Here is a 15,432-nt window from a genome sequence, read left to right on the forward strand (position 1 = left end):
CGGCAAACCACCGGCCGTGGTCTATTGGCTGAGAAATGACGAAACCCAAACCGATCAGCAGGAGCAGAGAGTAGCTTAAATCACGCTAGAACCTGTCCAAGAGATGGGGAGTAGCTCACTCGGCTTGTCGGGAGTGTATCGGCTGTGGTTGCAGCGTTGGGGGCAAGGACCGGTATCAAGCCCGGCTTGTCGTTTCCTGCAAGCGGCGCTGTGCCCGATGTCATAGTCTGCGCCCGGTCAGGCGATCGCCCGGTGCGAGCGTGAAATTCCTGCCGGCCGCGACCTGAACCCGCCATATGGAAAGATGGCATCATGTACGATCTGACGGGAAAACGTGCGCTTGTGATCGGCGCGGACGGCGGCATCCGTCGCGCAGAAGCGCGATGGCCTTGCCAATGCCTTGCGTTGCGCCGCTGACGAGGGCGGTGCGCAGCCGGATATCCTCATTCGTGTCGTGGTCCGCCTGGCGTTCTCGGCAAGGGGCAGGCAGGCTGCGTGACTATAGCCGCGTTTCGATCCCGATCAGCGCCCCCATCGTGTCGCGGATCGCCGCGATCCGCTCCGCCGGGAGGCCGCGCAGCGGCTTTCGCGGCGTGCCCGCGCCGTATCCCGTGAGTTCGGCTGCGGCGTAGACCGACTGCACGTAGTCCCCGGCCCAGATCAGCGACATGATCGGCTCCAGCAGGGACCAGTGCTCCCGCGCATCGGCCCAGCGCCCCTCGCTCGCGGCCTTCACCATCGCCAGGCAGGTCCGGGGCGCGAAATTCGCACCGCCCCAGATGAGGCCGGCCGCGCCCGCGTAGAGCGCATAGGGTACCAGCGTGTCCGCGCCGTTCATCACCGGAAGACCGGTGCGGATCAGGGAGGCCTGGCCAGCCAGATCGCCGGAAGAATCCTTGACGGTCAGGAAGCCCGGAATTTCGCACAGCTTCCTAAGCAGCGCTGGCGTGATCTCGACCCCGACCGCATGCGGCACGTTGTAGCCGATGATCGGCAGGCCGGCCGTGGCGACCTCGGCGTAGAAATCCACGATGCCGTCGTCATCGGTCGGCCCCTCGAAAAAGGGCGGCAATACCATGATGCCATCCGCGCCGGCGTCGCGCGCCCGCTTCGAGCGCGCCACCACGTCTTCCGCCATCAGCGCTGACGTCTGGGCGATGACGCGAGCGCGGCCCTTCACCTGCCGGACCCCGCGCGCAATCACCTCCTGCGCCTCGTCGGGCGACAGGTAGACGTGCATGCCGGTGCCGGACGACAGCACGAAACCCTCCACGCCCGCGGCAAGGTAGCGATCGATGTTGCGCTCCATCCGCGAAAAATCGATGCGTCCTCGCTCGTCGAACGGCGTGGCGAGCGCGAGGTTGATGCCGGGAAACGGAAATGGCGGCATGACGGGGTTCCTCCGGGAAGGCTGCAGTGCGTTGCGCCGGACCGACAACAGGCCGGGCGTCGAAGAAAGCGTTATTCGTCGCGGGCCTTCCATTCTCTCCAGCGCAGAACGGCATTGGCGCCGATCTCGCGGAATGGCCGTGGCGGCAGCTTTGTCGGCTGTGCCTCCGCGGTGAAATGGTCGGTGATGGCGCTCCGTTCGCCGCAGGCCAGCTCCGCCGCGCCGATACCGGTCAGCGTGCCGCGCGCGGTGCCGAGGCCATTCTGGACGCAGCCGGAGAAGACGCCCTTCTCCACCTCGCGCATCACGGCGACGCCATTGAGCGTCAGGCACAGGTGTCCCGCCCAGGCATGCTCCATGCGCATTCCCTTCAATTGCGGAAACCGCTGGTCGAACTTGCGTCGCATGACCCGGGCGGCACGCGCCAGGTCAGATTTCGAGGGCGCGCAATCCGGCCTGAACGTCGCGCAGGTGCGGGTGACGATGCGGTTGCCGCCTTGCCCGGCATCGATGCGGCGAACCGTCGTGCCCATCGGGTCTGAGGGCGTGATGCCCCAGCGTGGTTGTCCGCCCAGTTTAGCCAGCGCTGCGGCATCGAGGTCCGGCGTCATCACGGCATAGAGGAAGATTTGCATCAGCCGGTCGCTTGCAAAGCCGAAGCTTTCCAGGTGGCCGTTGACCGTCAGGATCACGCGCGGCGTGCCGACCGATCCCTTCCCGGTCCTCACGCGCCACCCGTCGCCCTCCCTCTCGAATGCGAGGACGGGGCTGTTCTCGAAAACGTCGACACCCTGCGTGGCAAGGCCGGCGCCCAGTCCGCGAATATAGCCCGCCGGTTGCAGCATGACCGTGCCCGGCGTGTAGAGACCGGAGATGTAGTGGTTCGAGCCGGTCATGTCGCGCATCTGGCGCGGGTCGAGCATTTCGCTCGCCTCTCCCAGCGACGAAAGGTGCTGTGCGTAGCTTCTGTTATGGGCTTCGGCAGCCGCACTCGCCGCGCCGTTCACCTTGCCGGCCGGATCGAAATGGTTCGCGTCGATTCCATAGTCTCCGACCGCGTCGCGCGCGAAGGCGATAGCCTGCCGGTTCAGGCCGATCATCGTCTTGTCGTCGCCGTGCCCGGAATAGTCCTCGGAGGTCAGTTCGTGCGGCAGGTCGATCATGAAGCCGGAGTTGCGGCCCGCCGCCCCTTCGGCCAGTCGCCCGGCCTCCAGGACGACAACGCGCGCGGAAGGCTGGAGCTGGACGAGACGCCGCGCCGCCGACAGGCCTGCAAAGCCCCCGCCGATGACGACGAAATCCGCTGTCCGCTTGCCTTCAAGGCTTCGGGCCGCGATCTGCGGCCCGAGTATTTCATTCCACGCAGCCGGACCAAGGCGCACCGGCAACCGTCGTGCGGAATATCGGGTCAAGCCACCGCCTCGTCGGCGTCATCGCTGAGATCGATCCAGAGCGTCTTGACCTGGGTGTACTGGTCGTGGGCCTGGATGCCGTTGTCGCGGCCGCCGAAGCCGCTGGCCTTGAAGCCGCCGAACGGCGTCGAGATGTCGCCTTCGCCGAAGCTGTTGACGGTCACCGTGCCGGCGCGGATGGCGCGCGCGCCGCGAATGGCCCGCTTGACGTTCGACGTGAAGATGGAGGCGGCCAGGCCGTAGTCCGTGTCGTTGGCCAGCGCGATGGCCTCGTCGAAGCTCTCCACCGTCAGAACCGACAGGACCGGGCCGAAGATCTCCTCGCGCACCTGCGCGGCGTTCCGGTCCGTGACGTCGAGGATCGTCGGCTCGACGAACCCGCCGTCGGCCTTCCCGCCCATGATGACCGTCTGACCCTTGTCCAGGTAGGAGCAGACCTTCTCGTAATGCGCCGGCGAGACCAGCGCGCCGACGCGGTTCTGCGGGTCAAGCGGATCGCCGACCGGCCATTCGCGGGCATGGGCGACGATCCGCTTCAGCAGCGCATCCTTGACGCCCTTCTGCACGATCAGCCGCGAGGAGGCCGAGCAGTTCTCACCCATGTTCCAGAACGCGCCGTTGACGACATGGGCCGCGACGCGGTCGAGGTTCTCGGCATCGTCCAGCACCACGGCGGGGTTCTTGCCGCCCATCTCCAGCGTGATTTCCTTGAGATTGGAGTCCGCCGCATAGCGCAGGAACCGCCGGCCGGTCTCGGTCGACCCGGTGAACGAGATCATGTCGACGTCCATGTGGCGCCCGAGCGGTTCGCCGACATCCGGCCCTGTGCCCGGCACCACGTTGAACACGCCGGCCGGAATACCGGCCTCCATGGCCAGTTCGGCAACGCGCAGCGCCGTCAGCGACGTCTCCTCGGCCGGCTTGACGATCACCGAGCAGCCGGCCGCCAGCGCCGGGCCGATCTTCCATGCCAGCATCAGCAGGGGGAAGTTCCACGGCAGGACGAGGCCGACCACGCCGACCGGTTCGCGTATCACCATGGCGATATGGTTGTCGGAGGCCGGCGAGACCTGGTCGTAGATCTTGTCGATCAGTTCCGCGTGCCAGGTCAGGCAATGGACCGTCTCGGGCAGGTCCACGGTCTCGCAGTCGTAGATGGTCTTGCCGCTGTCGAGGCTTTCCATGACCGCCAGTTCGCGGGCATTGCGCCCGATCAGCTTGGCCAGCCGGATCAGCACCTGCTTGCGGTCGCCCGGTGCCAGGCGCGACCAGCGCCCGTCCTCGAAGGCATCGCGGGCCTTCGCGACCGCGAAGTCCACGTCGGCCGCCCCGCAGGCCGCCACCTTCGCCAGCACGTCGCCGGTCGCCGGATTGATCGTGTCGAACGTCTTTCCCGATGCCGCAGGCCGGAAACCGCCGTTGATGAAGGCCTGTGTCGGGAACGCGAGCGTGGCCGCGATGGCCTTGTATTCGCCGGTTGTCAGAAGGTCGCCCATGGTCCTTACTCCGCCTCGATCTCGGCTACGGTGCGCTTGAGCACCCGCACCACCTGTTCAAGCTGCCGCTTGTCGTCCTTGTTGAGCGCCTTGAGCGGCGGCCGCGGCGGGCCTGCATGGCGCCCGTTCATCTCCGTGCCGTACTTGATGCACTGGATGAACTTGCCGCCCTGTTCGAGCACGCGCATCAGCGGCATCATGGCCGACATGATGCGCCGCCCCTTGTCGAAGTTCCCGTCCACCGCGCAGGCCTTCCAGAGCGCGATATGCTCGCCTGGCAGGAAGTTGGAGCCGCCGCAGACCCAGCTTCTGGCACCCCAGGCGAAGAACTCCAGCGCCTGGTCGTCCATGCCGCAGGAGAGCTGGATGTGCGGGTAGTCGCGGGCCATCAGGTGCACCCGGTTGATGTCGCCCGAGCTTTCCTTGATGGCGCAGAAATTCCGGCTCCGGCCGACCCGGTCGAGGAATTCCTCGCCCATGTTGATGCCCATGCGGCCGGGATAGTTGTAGAGCATGATCGGCAGGTCAGCGGCCCGGTCGATGGCCAGCGCGTTGAGCGCGTTCTCCCGCTCTGTCGGCACCGAATAGGGCGGCGAACCGACGAGGATCGCGTCCGCGCCGATCCTTGCCGCGGTTTCCGCCATGGTGATCGAATCCGGCAGGCGGATGGCCACGGTACCGACGATAAGCGGCACGCGGCCGCCGATGACATCCTTGGCAAGCCCTGCCATCTCGATGCGCTCGTCCATCGACTGGGCGTAGTATTCGCCCGTCGATCCGCCGTTGATGATGCCGTGAACGCCGGCATCGATCAGGAACTCGATCATCGCGGCAAAGGCGTCGCGATCGATGGAGCCGTCCTCGCGGTGGGGCGTGATGACCGGCGTGTAGATACCCTCGAACTTCATGAGGCTCCTCACTGTTTCAACTCGCCCGGCGCATGGCCGAGCGGGATCTGCATGCTTTGCGGCGTGACAAAGCTCTCGAATTCCGCGCGGGACAGCTCCCAGTGCGCGATCGCCAGGTCGGCCGCAGCATCGGCGTCGCCCGTCTCGATCAATTCGATGAACTCGTCGTGCTGGTCGGCGGCGACCGAGCGCTGCTTCGCCAGCGCCTGGTTGCGCGGGCTGTAGAAGGTCATGCCGATCCGGGTGTGGTCGATCAGCAGGCGCCGCAGGCTGGGCGTCAGGTAATCGTTGTCGGCCATTTCGCCGATGATGGCATGGAAGCGCTCGTTCATGAGCGCGCGCGCGGCGGCGTCGCCATCGCGAATGGCCGCGCGGAACAGCAGCTGCGTGTCCTTGAGCCGCATGATCTGGGCCGGCTTCGCATTCTCCGCCGCCAGCCGCGTTACGGCCGAATAGATCATCGGCGCTGCGACGAAGAAGCTTCTCAGCGTCTTGTGCGTCATCGGCGCCACCTGGGCGCCGCGGTTCTCCTGCAGCACCACGTAGCCATCGCCCGCCAGCTGCCGCAGCACCTCGCGCAGCGGCGGCCGCGAAATGGCATAGGCCTCCGCGATCTGCGTCTCGTCGAGATAGCTGCCCGGCTCAAGGTCCTGCGTCAGGATCCGCCGCTGCAGATCCTCAAGGCAGATCGTTTTCCTGCTTCGCTTTTCCTTCACCAGATCAGCCTCCTGCCTGCTTGCCCGAACCGATACGCAACAGACAAATATCATCACCATTTGTAGGTGAAGAAAATACATCTTGTCTACACACAAAATCGTACCGTCGTATCCTTGTCGCACATGAGAAGCAAATCCCGGCCTTCGGCAACTCTGCGGCCGGATGCTTCACCTGATCGGGGAACCGGTACCGGTCGCGGCAATCGCGGGGAGGGGCGGCATTTCCAGGCGGCAATCCGAACGCCTGTTTGAGCGCCACCTGAACATGTCGCCCAGGAAGGACGTCCATCGGACAATGGCTTGCACGCGCCGGGAAATTGCTGCTTCAGACAGACGCGACGGTGTCGGACATTGCAATCTGGTGCGGGTTCAAAAGCTTCCGCCAATTCTCCCGCGCCTGCCGGAGCGCGTTTGGCGTATCGCCCGCGACGCGAAGACCGCGCCCGGCCTGGTCGAGGGGCGGGGGCGGCTTTCGGCGGCCCCATGCGCTCGCACGCCGGCCTGTTGACCTCGGACGTCCGGCAACGGCTGCGTTCCTCGCCGTCAGACGCGTCGCTGTCCCGCTCACGAGACGCCTGCTGCAAAGCCGCGGATGGCTGCCAGTGTCTCGCTGTCCACGTCGAGAAGCCTGTTCGGCCGGGCTTTCGTACTGCTGCCATACGGGCCTGGAACGTGGACGCCGGCTGCCGACAGCCGCTGCATCTGGGCGGCCACCCTTTTGCCGAGGCCGTCATCGCCGGACCCTGCCGCGATGCCGATAACGGTGAGCCCGGTGTCTGGCGCGGCAGGGCCTGAGCGGAAATTGCGGGCGTCGGCGGACCAAAGGGAGCCGGAAAGACCCGCGGCCAACAGCTCGACCATGATGGCCATGTTGGCGCCCTTGTAGCCACCGAAGGGCAGCAGGGCTCCAAGAACGGCTTCCGCCGGATCGGTGGTCGGCATGCCGCGCGCGTTGACCGCCCATCCTTCGGGAATGCTGCGGCCCTCTGATGCGGCCTTGGCGATAGTCACGAAGGCGGTGGCGCTGGTTGCCTGGTCGATGACCAGCGGATCACTTCCCTCCACCGGCATGGCGAAGGCAAGCGGATTGGTCCCGTAAAGCCGGTCGGCACCGGGGGCAGGGGCCATCATCGCATGGGCATTGGCGAAGGCGAGTGCGATCAGGCCGCGGCCGGCAAGCCGTCGCACATAGTAGCCGATCTCGCCCGCCGTATAGCTGTTCTTCTGCGTGAACAGCGCGATGCCGCAGGTTTCCGCGGCGGCGACCAGATCGTCAAAGGCGCGGTCGAACCCCAGCTGGGCGATCCCGTGGCGGGCATCCGCCCGGATGACCGCCGGAAGCGGTTTTTCGATCACCGGGTCTGCCTGCCCGTCGATCCGGCCGTCCTTCAGGCTTTGAAGATAATCGAGAAGATGGGCCAGGCCGACCTCATGCCGGCCGGCTTGCTCTGCCGACAAGGTTGCGGCAACCAGCGAGGCGGCCATAGCCGGCGAGGCGCCACAGGCGAGGCAGGCTTTCTCCGAGAGATCCCCCATGACGGCTTCGGAAATGGCGATCGGGGTTCGGCCGGTCACAGGGAAAGTCCTGTCTTGCGCCCTTCATGGAAGGCGAAAGCAGCCTGGCGCGGCGCGGCGCAATCGCCGATCTCGCGAAACGCGATGCCCGCTGCGGCGAGATCCCTGGCAAGCCAGGTCGCCGGCTGGCTTGTCGTTGCCATCACGAGGCTGTCGGCATCCAGGCGCTTCCTTTCCCCGGTATTGAGGTCGACGAGGGTCGCACCATCGCCATGCCATGCATCGATGGCTGCGTCGGTAATCCAGTTCACCCCCAGTTGGCGCAGCTTGCGGCGCAGCGGGATGTCGGCCGATGTGCGCACCAGTTCCTTGCCGACAAACGGATCGGGCGTCACGATGGTCACCGCGTGTCCGTCCTCCGCCAGCTTCCAGGCCGTGCCGCAGCCGCGCCAGTTGCCGGCCTCGTCCAGGACGAGGACCCGCTTGCCCGGCCGTGCCTCGCGCGCCATCACCGCTTCCGGTGAGAACACATGGCCGAGTGACAGGCCGGGCAGGGCGGCAATGCCGGGCAGGGCCTTCTGGAAGCCGGTGTCGGAGGGGACGGAACCGGTGGCCAGGACCACCTCATCGGCACCGAAGGCGCGCACGTCCTCCGCTTCGACATAGGTGTTGAGCCTGACATCGACGCCGAGCCCGGAGAGCTGGCGTTCGTACCACGAGATCAGGTCGAGGACCTGGGCCCGGCGCGGCTGCATCCCGGCCAGCAGGAAATTGCCGCCAAGCCGGCTGGAGGCTTCGGCCAGGATGACCGAATGGCCGCGTTCGGCCGCCACGCGGGCGGTTTCGAGACCGGCCGGACCGCCCCCGGCGACGAGAACCGACTTCGGGCGGTCCACCCTGGTGAACCGGTCGCCGCCCCATTCGAATTCCCGGCCTGCGGAGGGATTGATCAGGCAACTGATCCAGTAATCGCGCGAACGGCGGCCCCAGCACATCTGGTTGCAGGAAATGCAGCCGCGAATGTCTTCCGGCCGCCCGTTGGCCGCCTTGGACGCCAGGTGCGGGTCGGCAATCTGCCCGCGAACGATGGAGACAAGGTCGGCCGATCCCTCGCCGAGGACGGTCTCGGCGTTTTCGGGCGTTCGCACATGGCTTTCCGCTGTCACGAGCGCCGTCTTCACACGCTTGCGAATGGCGCTCGCAAGGTCGGCGCCGAGCTTCTCGGGAAAAAGGAAGGTCGGCATCAGGCTCGGGAAATCGAGGTAGCCTCCCGATCCGCAGGTGACATAGTCAACCAGGCCAAGATCGTCATGGAGCCCCACGATCTCGGCCTGTTCGGCGTGGGTCAGCGCAACGCTTGCTTCCGGCTGGTCGCTGATCGACAGGCCGATGATGAAGTCCGGTCCGCAGGTCTCGCGGATCTGGCTCATGACCTCGCGTGAGAAACGGGTGCGATTTTCCATGGAGCCGCCCCACCGGTCCTGCCTGCGGTTGGTCCAGGGCGTCCAGAACTGGTCGATCAGGCCAAGGTAGGCGGCCCATACCTCCACGCCGTCGAAGCCCGCTTCCTTGCAGCGCCGGGCAGCCTGCACGAAGCCATCGATGGTCTCGAGGATCTCGGCCTCGCTCATCTCGTGGGAACCGTCGCTGTCGTGATAACTCGGCCCGGCGGAGGGCGACCAGTGCGGATGGAACGACAGGTCGGAATCGCCATGGGCGCCGATATGGTAAAGTTGCTGGATGGCGACGGCACCGTGCTGCTTGATGGCCCCGGTCACCGCCCTGAAACCGGGGATGACGTTGTCGTCGCAGGGCCGGAAATTGCCACGCGTCAGAACGGCCGCCGGGTGGACCGGTATGGGCTCGACCACGATCATCGCTGCGCCGCCCATGGCGCGTTCGGCATAATAGGCGACATGCCGCTCCACCGGGACGCCACCCTCGGCCATGTTGGTGGTGTGTGCGCCAAAGACGATGCGGTTCCTCAGTTCACGGCCGCGCAGGGTCACCGGCGAGAAAAGCTTCGGAAACAGGGCGGACATGGCTTCTTTCCTTTTCCCGAAGCAGGTGCTTCGTCAAAGCGTGCGGGATGGACGTGCGGGCAGGCAATCCTTGTTCCGATCGACGCCCTTGACGGATGGTGTCACGGCACGGTCTCGCTGTAGCCGTGACGGGCAAAGAAGCGGTCGAGCTCGCGCTGTTCGGGAGCCTGTCCGGTGAAGATCGCGACGTAGTTCGCCATGCGCGGCATGCGCGCGGGGAGGTCTTCCTGCTCCTGCATGGTGATGTAACCGATCTGCGTGAGGTAGACGGTGCGCGCGCGGACGTCGGCACTGCCTTCGTCATGGCCGAAGCGCCGGAACATGCCGGTCAGAGCCGTGATGCGCCGATGGTCGGCATCGCGGATTTCGGCGAGGATGGAGGGCGATTGCAGGGCCCAGCTGCGCATGGCGAATTCGAAACGGGAATCGAAGAGGTCATTGTCGATCCAGCAGTCGAAGACGTTCAACATGGCCTCCGCGACCGATTCCGCATAGGCGTCGGCGCGTTTCGCCAGGCTGCCGGTGTTCTTTTCGCGCCACAGCCCGATGAGGGCCTCCAGCAACTGCCCACGGTCCCGGAAGAACCAGTAAAAGCTGGTTCGCGACAGCCCCAGCCTCTTGGCGAGCGGCAGGATTTTCACCGCATCGATGCCGCCGTCCAGCAGGGCTTCGCGGGCCGCGTTCAACCAGAGCTCTGCCGAGCCGCGGGCACCGTTGTCGCTGGTTGCCGGTCGCTGTTCCATGGACATAGGCTACAGAGAGCCGGGCATCAGTGTCAATTGAAAGGTCATTGATGACCACGGAAATGACATAGGTGTACAGAAACCGGCCGCCCGTTGACTGCCGGTCAGGCCAGCACCGATTTCACATGCCGCAGGAACGCTTCCGCGATCCGGGATAGCGGCAAATCCCTCGCATGGAACATGCGCAGGGTGAAGCGGGCCTCTTCACGCAGCGGAATGGCCTTGACCCTGTCCGACGGCGCCTTGGTAACCGTGAAACTGTCGAGCAGGGCAACGCCGATCCCGCTCGCCACCATGAAGAATGCCGAAACGGTCAGGCGGACCCGAAGCATCGGGGTCAGGCTCACCCCGGCATCTCTCGCGATCCGTTCGATCATGGCCTGCTGGAATTGCTGGTGATTGAAGCCGATGAGGTTCTCGTCACGCAGATCATGAACCGAGATCGCTTCAGCGCTTGCCAGCCTGTGGTCCGCGGGCACGAGGCACATCAACCGGCCCTCGGCCAGGGGAACGCCCTCGATGCGCGGATCGTCGACGTCGAAGATCGCCATGGCCAGGTCGACTGTCTGAAGCAGAAGCTGGGGCGCGAATTCTTCCCTGTGCAGGACGTCGAAGCTGATTTCGGCATCCGGCATTTCGTGCTGCATGGCTGCGATCGCCCGTGGCGCAAGGGAAACGCCGAGGCCCGGCGATACGCCGACCGCGAGCCGCCCTCCGACCGGACGCTGCGCGGCGCTCAGGCGCCTGTTCACCCGAAGGATCCCGTCGTGAACCGCTTCGAGATCATGCAGCAGCTCGTCGATCTCGGGACGCGGGATGAATCCGTTCCGGGTGCGTTCGAAGAAGGCCATGCCGACCACCGACTCCGCATGGCGCAGCATGCGGCTGACACTGGGAGGCGACACGTTGAGCATGCGCGCCGCACCGGTGATGGATCCGGTCAGCAGCACGGCACGGACGGTTTCGATCTGGCGAAGGCTGAGCATCCTTTAAGATTAGCATAATGCTAATCCCGACAGAACGAATATTAATTGTCTTCCGGCCGCCGGCACCCGAACATGGGCTTTGGAGGATGACCGGCTTGAGAACCCACGAGACCGATATCTGCATTGTTGGCGGCGGCATGGCCGGCGTTGCCGCCGCCGTCTCGGCCGCGCGAAGGGGGCAGCGGATCACCCTGGTCGAACGTGCCGGGTTCCTTGGCGGGGCCGCCACCGCGGGTTCGGTGTCCCAGTTCGTCGGCTGGCACACGCGGGCGGGCCGCAAGGTCATCGCGGGGATCGCCGACGACATCATTGCCGAGCTTGCTGGCCTTGGCGGCGCGGACGGGTTCGACCGCTTCGTCATGTCCACCGGCCATTGCATGGATCGGATCGCCTATGATCCGGACCTTCTCAAGATCGCGCTGGACCGGTTGATGCAGGCCGGCGGTGTCGAGGTCTTCTTCCATTCGATCCTGTGCGGTGTCGAAAACACCAAGGGACGCATCGAGCGCATTTCGGTGGCCGGACCCGGTGGCCTGACCGGCATTGAGGCGAGATGTTTTCTCGATACCTCCGGCGACATGGCGCTGCTCTCGGCCGCGGGTGCGGAATTCCTGCCCGAACCGGCGGCCGGACGACAGCCGGCGACCATGATGTTCGCCCTGGCGCCAGTCGATTTCTCCCGCCTCGAGGCGGTATCGAGAGAGCAAAAAACGGAGATCATCCAGCGCGGGCTGGAAACCGGCGCCCTTCCCAGGGCGGCCCTCCACCACAGCCGGGTTCCGGGTTCCGCCGTCGCCTGGTTCAATATCTCCCGCATTTCGGTCGATGCGGTCGATCCGCTCTCCCTGTCGGCCGGAGAGATGGAGGGGCGCGAACAGGCCGTCAGGATTGCGCGCTTCCTGATCGGGAACCTTCCGGGATGCGAGCAGGCCCGGCTTGACCGGCTTGCGCCGTCGCTCGGTGTTCGCGACACGCGCCGCGTTCTCGGCGAACACGTTCTGACGGCCGACGAATTGCGCCGCAACGAGGGGTTTGCGGATACCATCGCCTGTGGCGCCTACCCGATCGATATTCACCATGCCGGCAGCACCAGCCTGACGATCGAGGAATTCGGCGAAGACCACTACTATCGCATTCCCTATCGCTCGCTGATCCCGAAGGGCCTCAAGAACCTCGCGACGGCCGGACGCGGCCTTTCCGCTGAATCGGAGGCGTTTGCCGCCGTTCGTGTCATGCCCTCGGCGATGGCCACCGGGCACGCCGCCGGGATCGCCGCGGCCATGGTTGCCCAAAGCAACTCCGGTGATTTTCGCGCGATCGACGTCCCGGCGCTCCAGGCGGAACTGCGCGCCCAGTCCGCCTTCCTGGGAGAATCGTGAGATGGCCCTGATCGCTCTCTTCAGCGTGTTCTTTTTCATGATGTTCCTCGGGGCGCCGGTCGCGATCGCGATGGGTGTCGGATCAATGGCCTACATGCTGCTGTCCGACATCCCGGCCACGGTGATGGTATTCTCGATGGTTGATAGCCTGGGCGGCATCACCTTGCTGGCGATACCGTTCTTCGTCCTCGCCGGCGAGATCATGAACACCGGCGGAGTCACCCACCGCATCTTCAACTTCGCCAACCTCCTGGTCGGTCATGTGCGCGGCGGTCTCGCTCACGTGAACATCCTGTCGAGCATGTTCTTTGCCGGCATTTCGGGGTCGGCGGTCGCCGATACCGCCGGACTCGGACGCATCGAGATCAAGGCGATGACCGAGGCCGGCTATCCGAGGCCGTTTTCCGCCGCCGTGACCGCCGCATCCAGTTGCATCGGCCCGATCATCCCACCGTCGATCCTGATGGTCCTCTATGGCACGATGACGGACGTCTCGATCCCGGCGCTCTTTCTCGGCGGACTGGTGCCGGGGGTGCTTCTGGGCGTGGCGATGATGATCTACGTCTACGTTGCCGGCGGTCGCTACGTCGCACCTGGCGAGAAGGCCAGCCTCAGGGCGATCGGTCGCAGCGCGGTCCGCAACGCCTTTCCCCTGATGACGCCTTTCGTGATCCTCGCCGGGCTGGTCTTCGGTCTGTTCACACCGACCGAAGCCGGCGTCGTTGCCGTTGCCTATGCGTTCATCGTCTCCAGCGTCATGGGCGACATGCGGCTGAAGGACATCGGTCCGATGCTGGTCGCCACGCTCGAGACCTCGACCCAGATCCTGTTCATTCTCGCCATGTCGTCACTTTTCGGCTGGCTGGTCACCACCGAACGCATTCCCGAGACGCTGTCGGCCTTTTTCGACATGACCGGATACGGGCGCGTGGCCTTCCTCCTGGCGGTCAACATCATTCTGCTGATCCTTGGCACGTTCATGAGCCTGACCTCGATCCTCGTGATCTTCACGCCCACGCTTGTCGGCATGGGCAACGCGCTCGGCGTGGACCCGGTCCACCTCGGTGTGGTCGTGGTCCTGAACCTGACCGTGGGCCTGATCACCCCGCCGCTGGGCTGGGCGCTCTACATCGTCACCGAGATCGCGGAAATCCGGTTCATCGATACCGCGCGCGCCATCCTGCCGTTCCTGATCCCGATCCTGTTCGTGCTGTTCCTGATCACCTACGTGCCCGCGCTGGTGCTCTTTCCATCCGAGTACCTGCTTCAAGCGCAATGACACCATCCAGAGGAGGAAACCCGATGAAACATGCAATGATGCTTTCAACCGTCGCCATGCTGGCGCTGGCTGCAACCGGAGCCGAGGCGCAGACCACGTTGCGCCTTGCCTGCCCGTCTGCGGCCGACAATCCCACGTGTCTGGCGGCCAACAGGTTTGCCGAGGAAGCAGGCGCACTGTCCGGCGGATCGCTCGATATCCAGGTCTTTCCGGCCGGCCAGCTGGGCCGCGGTGCCGAGGCCATCCAGCAGACCCAGGCCGGCATCATCGACCTCGTTGTCGAGGACATCACCAACTATGCGAACTTCGTGAACGACTACAACATCATCTCGTGGGGGTTCACCTTCCGGGACCAGGATCACTTCAAGGCCTTCCTGGAATCGGATATCGAGACGCGGCTCGAAACGCAGCTGCGGGAACAGTATAACCTGCGCTTCCTGTCGGTCGAATGGGCGAAGCTGCCCCGCGTCGTCGTGTCGACGAAACCCGTTTTCACGCCGGAGGACCTGAAGGGCCTGAAGTTCCGTGTTCCGGGCATCCCGTCCTACATCAAGACATGGGAAACGCTCGGCACGAACCCGACATCCGTGCCGTGGGGCGAGGCATTTCAGGCCCTCAAGACCGGCGTCACGGACGCCATGGAATCCCCGCTCGACTCGATCGTCGCGCAGAAATTCCACCTTGCTGCCCCCTACGTGACGCTGACCAACCACGTGTTTCCGTCGATCACCCTCGCGATCAACGAAACGAAGTTCCAGAAGCTCAGCGCGGATGAACAGAGCGCTCTTGTCGAAGCGGCATCGCGGGCCGCCGGCTATTCGGCGGAACTGGCCACGCAGACAGAGCAGACCGCTGCCAAAAAGATCACGGATGACGGCGGATTCGTGATTTCGGTCAATTCGGCTCCCTTCCGGAAGATGCTGGCCGCAAAGGCAAGCGAGCAGGAGGCTGACGGCCTGTGGAGTGCCGGTCTGATGGACGAAATCCAGGCGATCAAGTGACTGGAACTGCCGGCGGGTTTCAGCGCCCGCCGGCGAGCCGGGGAAAGGCCACCAAATGCAGACGCTGGATCGGATCCTGGGACGCCTTCACGCGATCTACCTGCGCGTTGCGCAGGCCATACTCGCGGCGCTTGTCCTGGGCGTCCTGACGCAGGTCGTATTTCGCTATGCGTTCAGCCGTTCGATCCTCGGGCTGGAGGAACTGACCAAGCTCGGGCTGATCTGGCTCACCTTCCTGGCGGCGGCGATCCTGCACCGCAATCGCAAGCATATTTCGGTCAGCGCGCTCTATGACGTCATGTCCGATGGCGGCAAGCGCCTCGCCCGGGCGATAACCAGTGTCGCGACGATCGCTCTGGCGGTCTTCCTGTTCGTTCAGATGGCGGAAGTCTGGGCCTTCATGATGCTGAAATCGCCGATCTACAGGATTCCGGATACCTGGTTCCGCCTTGCGCCACTCGCGGCCTTCGTGCCCATCGTCCTGCAGGAGTTCGTGAACCTTGCAATGCTGGCCCGCCATCAGGCAGCGCCTGGCAGGCGCTAGAGCAATTCCAGCGAAAGTGGA

At 65.0% G+C, this 15,432-nt stretch carries 13 protein-coding genes and 1 pseudogene; 5 read left to right on the top strand and 9 right to left on the bottom strand.

What is annotated here, in order from left to right:
* Positions 1-499 precede the first annotated feature (499 nt).
* The 5 genes from CSC94_RS23245 to CSC94_RS23265 form a co-directional block, all read right to left on the bottom strand.
* Positions 500-1,390 carry a dihydrodipicolinate synthase family protein gene (locus CSC94_RS23245; RefSeq protein WP_099308763.1) on the bottom strand — a complete coding sequence of 297 codons (891 nt, stop codon included), beginning with the start codon at positions 1,388-1,390 and terminating at the stop codon, positions 500-502.
* A gap of 71 nt (positions 1,391-1,461) precedes the next feature.
* Positions 1,462-2,802, bottom strand: coding sequence for an NAD(P)/FAD-dependent oxidoreductase (locus tag CSC94_RS23250; protein WP_099308764.1), 1,341 nt, complete (start codon positions 2,800-2,802; stop codon positions 1,462-1,464).
* On the bottom strand, positions 2,799-4,298 hold the full coding sequence (locus CSC94_RS23255) for an aldehyde dehydrogenase (protein ID WP_099308765.1): 1,500 nt from the start codon (positions 4,296-4,298) through the stop codon (positions 2,799-2,801). The genes CSC94_RS23250 and CSC94_RS23255 overlap by 4 nt, the downstream gene beginning before the upstream one ends.
* Positions 4,299-4,303: 5 nt before the next feature.
* Positions 4,304-5,206, bottom strand: a complete 903-nt coding sequence (locus CSC94_RS23260) for a dihydrodipicolinate synthase family protein (protein ID WP_099308766.1) — start codon at positions 5,204-5,206, stop codon at positions 4,304-4,306.
* An 8-nt stretch (positions 5,207-5,214) separates the two neighbouring features.
* Positions 5,215-5,922, bottom strand: a complete 708-nt coding sequence (locus tag CSC94_RS23265; protein WP_425356543.1) for a GntR family transcriptional regulator — start codon at positions 5,920-5,922, stop codon at positions 5,215-5,217.
* Between the two features lie 287 nt (positions 5,923-6,209).
* Between CSC94_RS23265 and CSC94_RS25305 the strand changes: the two are divergent.
* A pseudogene (locus CSC94_RS25305) lies at positions 6,210-6,344 on the top strand (helix-turn-helix domain-containing protein); the annotation flags it as partial.
* 142 nt (positions 6,345-6,486) lie between these two features.
* Here the strand turns inward: CSC94_RS25305 and CSC94_RS23275 are convergent.
* The 4 genes from CSC94_RS23275 to CSC94_RS23290 form a co-directional block, all read right to left on the bottom strand.
* Entirely contained in the window at positions 6,487-7,458 is a 972-nt protein-coding gene (locus CSC94_RS23275; RefSeq protein ID WP_099308775.1) for an Ldh family oxidoreductase, read from the bottom strand.
* 35 nt (positions 7,459-7,493) lie between these two features.
* Positions 7,494-9,479: an oxidoreductase gene (locus CSC94_RS23280; protein WP_099308768.1), complete on the bottom strand. Its 1,986-nt coding sequence runs from the start codon at positions 9,477-9,479 to the stop codon at positions 7,494-7,496.
* 101 nt (positions 9,480-9,580) lie between these two features.
* On the bottom strand, positions 9,581-10,222 hold the full coding sequence (locus CSC94_RS23285) for a TetR/AcrR family transcriptional regulator (protein WP_099308776.1): 642 nt from the start codon (positions 10,220-10,222) through the stop codon (positions 9,581-9,583).
* Between the two features lie 104 nt (positions 10,223-10,326).
* Positions 10,327-11,208 carry a LysR family transcriptional regulator gene (locus CSC94_RS23290; protein ID WP_099308769.1) on the bottom strand — a complete coding sequence of 294 codons (882 nt, stop codon included), beginning with the start codon at positions 11,206-11,208 and terminating at the stop codon, positions 10,327-10,329.
* 95 nt (positions 11,209-11,303) lie between these two features.
* Here CSC94_RS23290 and CSC94_RS23295 point away from each other — a divergent pair, with 95 nt between their 5' ends.
* Genes CSC94_RS23295 through CSC94_RS23310 form a run of 4 tightly spaced genes read left to right on the top strand, consistent with a single transcriptional unit; the run spans position 11,304 to position 15,411 of the window.
* Entirely contained in the window at positions 11,304-12,587 is a 1,284-nt protein-coding gene (locus tag CSC94_RS23295; RefSeq protein WP_205853407.1) for an FAD-dependent oxidoreductase, read from the top strand.
* A gap of 1 nt (position 12,588) precedes the next feature.
* Entirely contained in the window at positions 12,589-13,866 is a 1,278-nt protein-coding gene (locus tag CSC94_RS23300; protein ID WP_099308771.1) for a TRAP transporter large permease, read from the top strand.
* A 23-nt stretch (positions 13,867-13,889) separates the two neighbouring features.
* The gene (locus CSC94_RS23305) at positions 13,890-14,867 is read left to right on the top strand and encodes a TRAP transporter substrate-binding protein (protein WP_165784571.1); all 978 of its coding nucleotides are present in this window, start codon (positions 13,890-13,892) and stop codon (positions 14,865-14,867) included.
* Positions 14,868-14,922: 55 nt separating this feature from the next.
* The gene (locus CSC94_RS23310; protein WP_099308773.1) at positions 14,923-15,411 is read left to right on the top strand and encodes a TRAP transporter small permease; all 489 of its coding nucleotides are present in this window, start codon (positions 14,923-14,925) and stop codon (positions 15,409-15,411) included.
* The last annotated feature ends 21 nt before the right edge of the window (positions 15,412-15,432 follow it).

It is taken from the genome of Zhengella mangrovi (genome assembly GCF_002727065.1).
GTDB classification, from domain to species: Bacteria; Pseudomonadota; Alphaproteobacteria; order Rhizobiales; family Rhizobiaceae; genus Zhengella; species Zhengella mangrovi.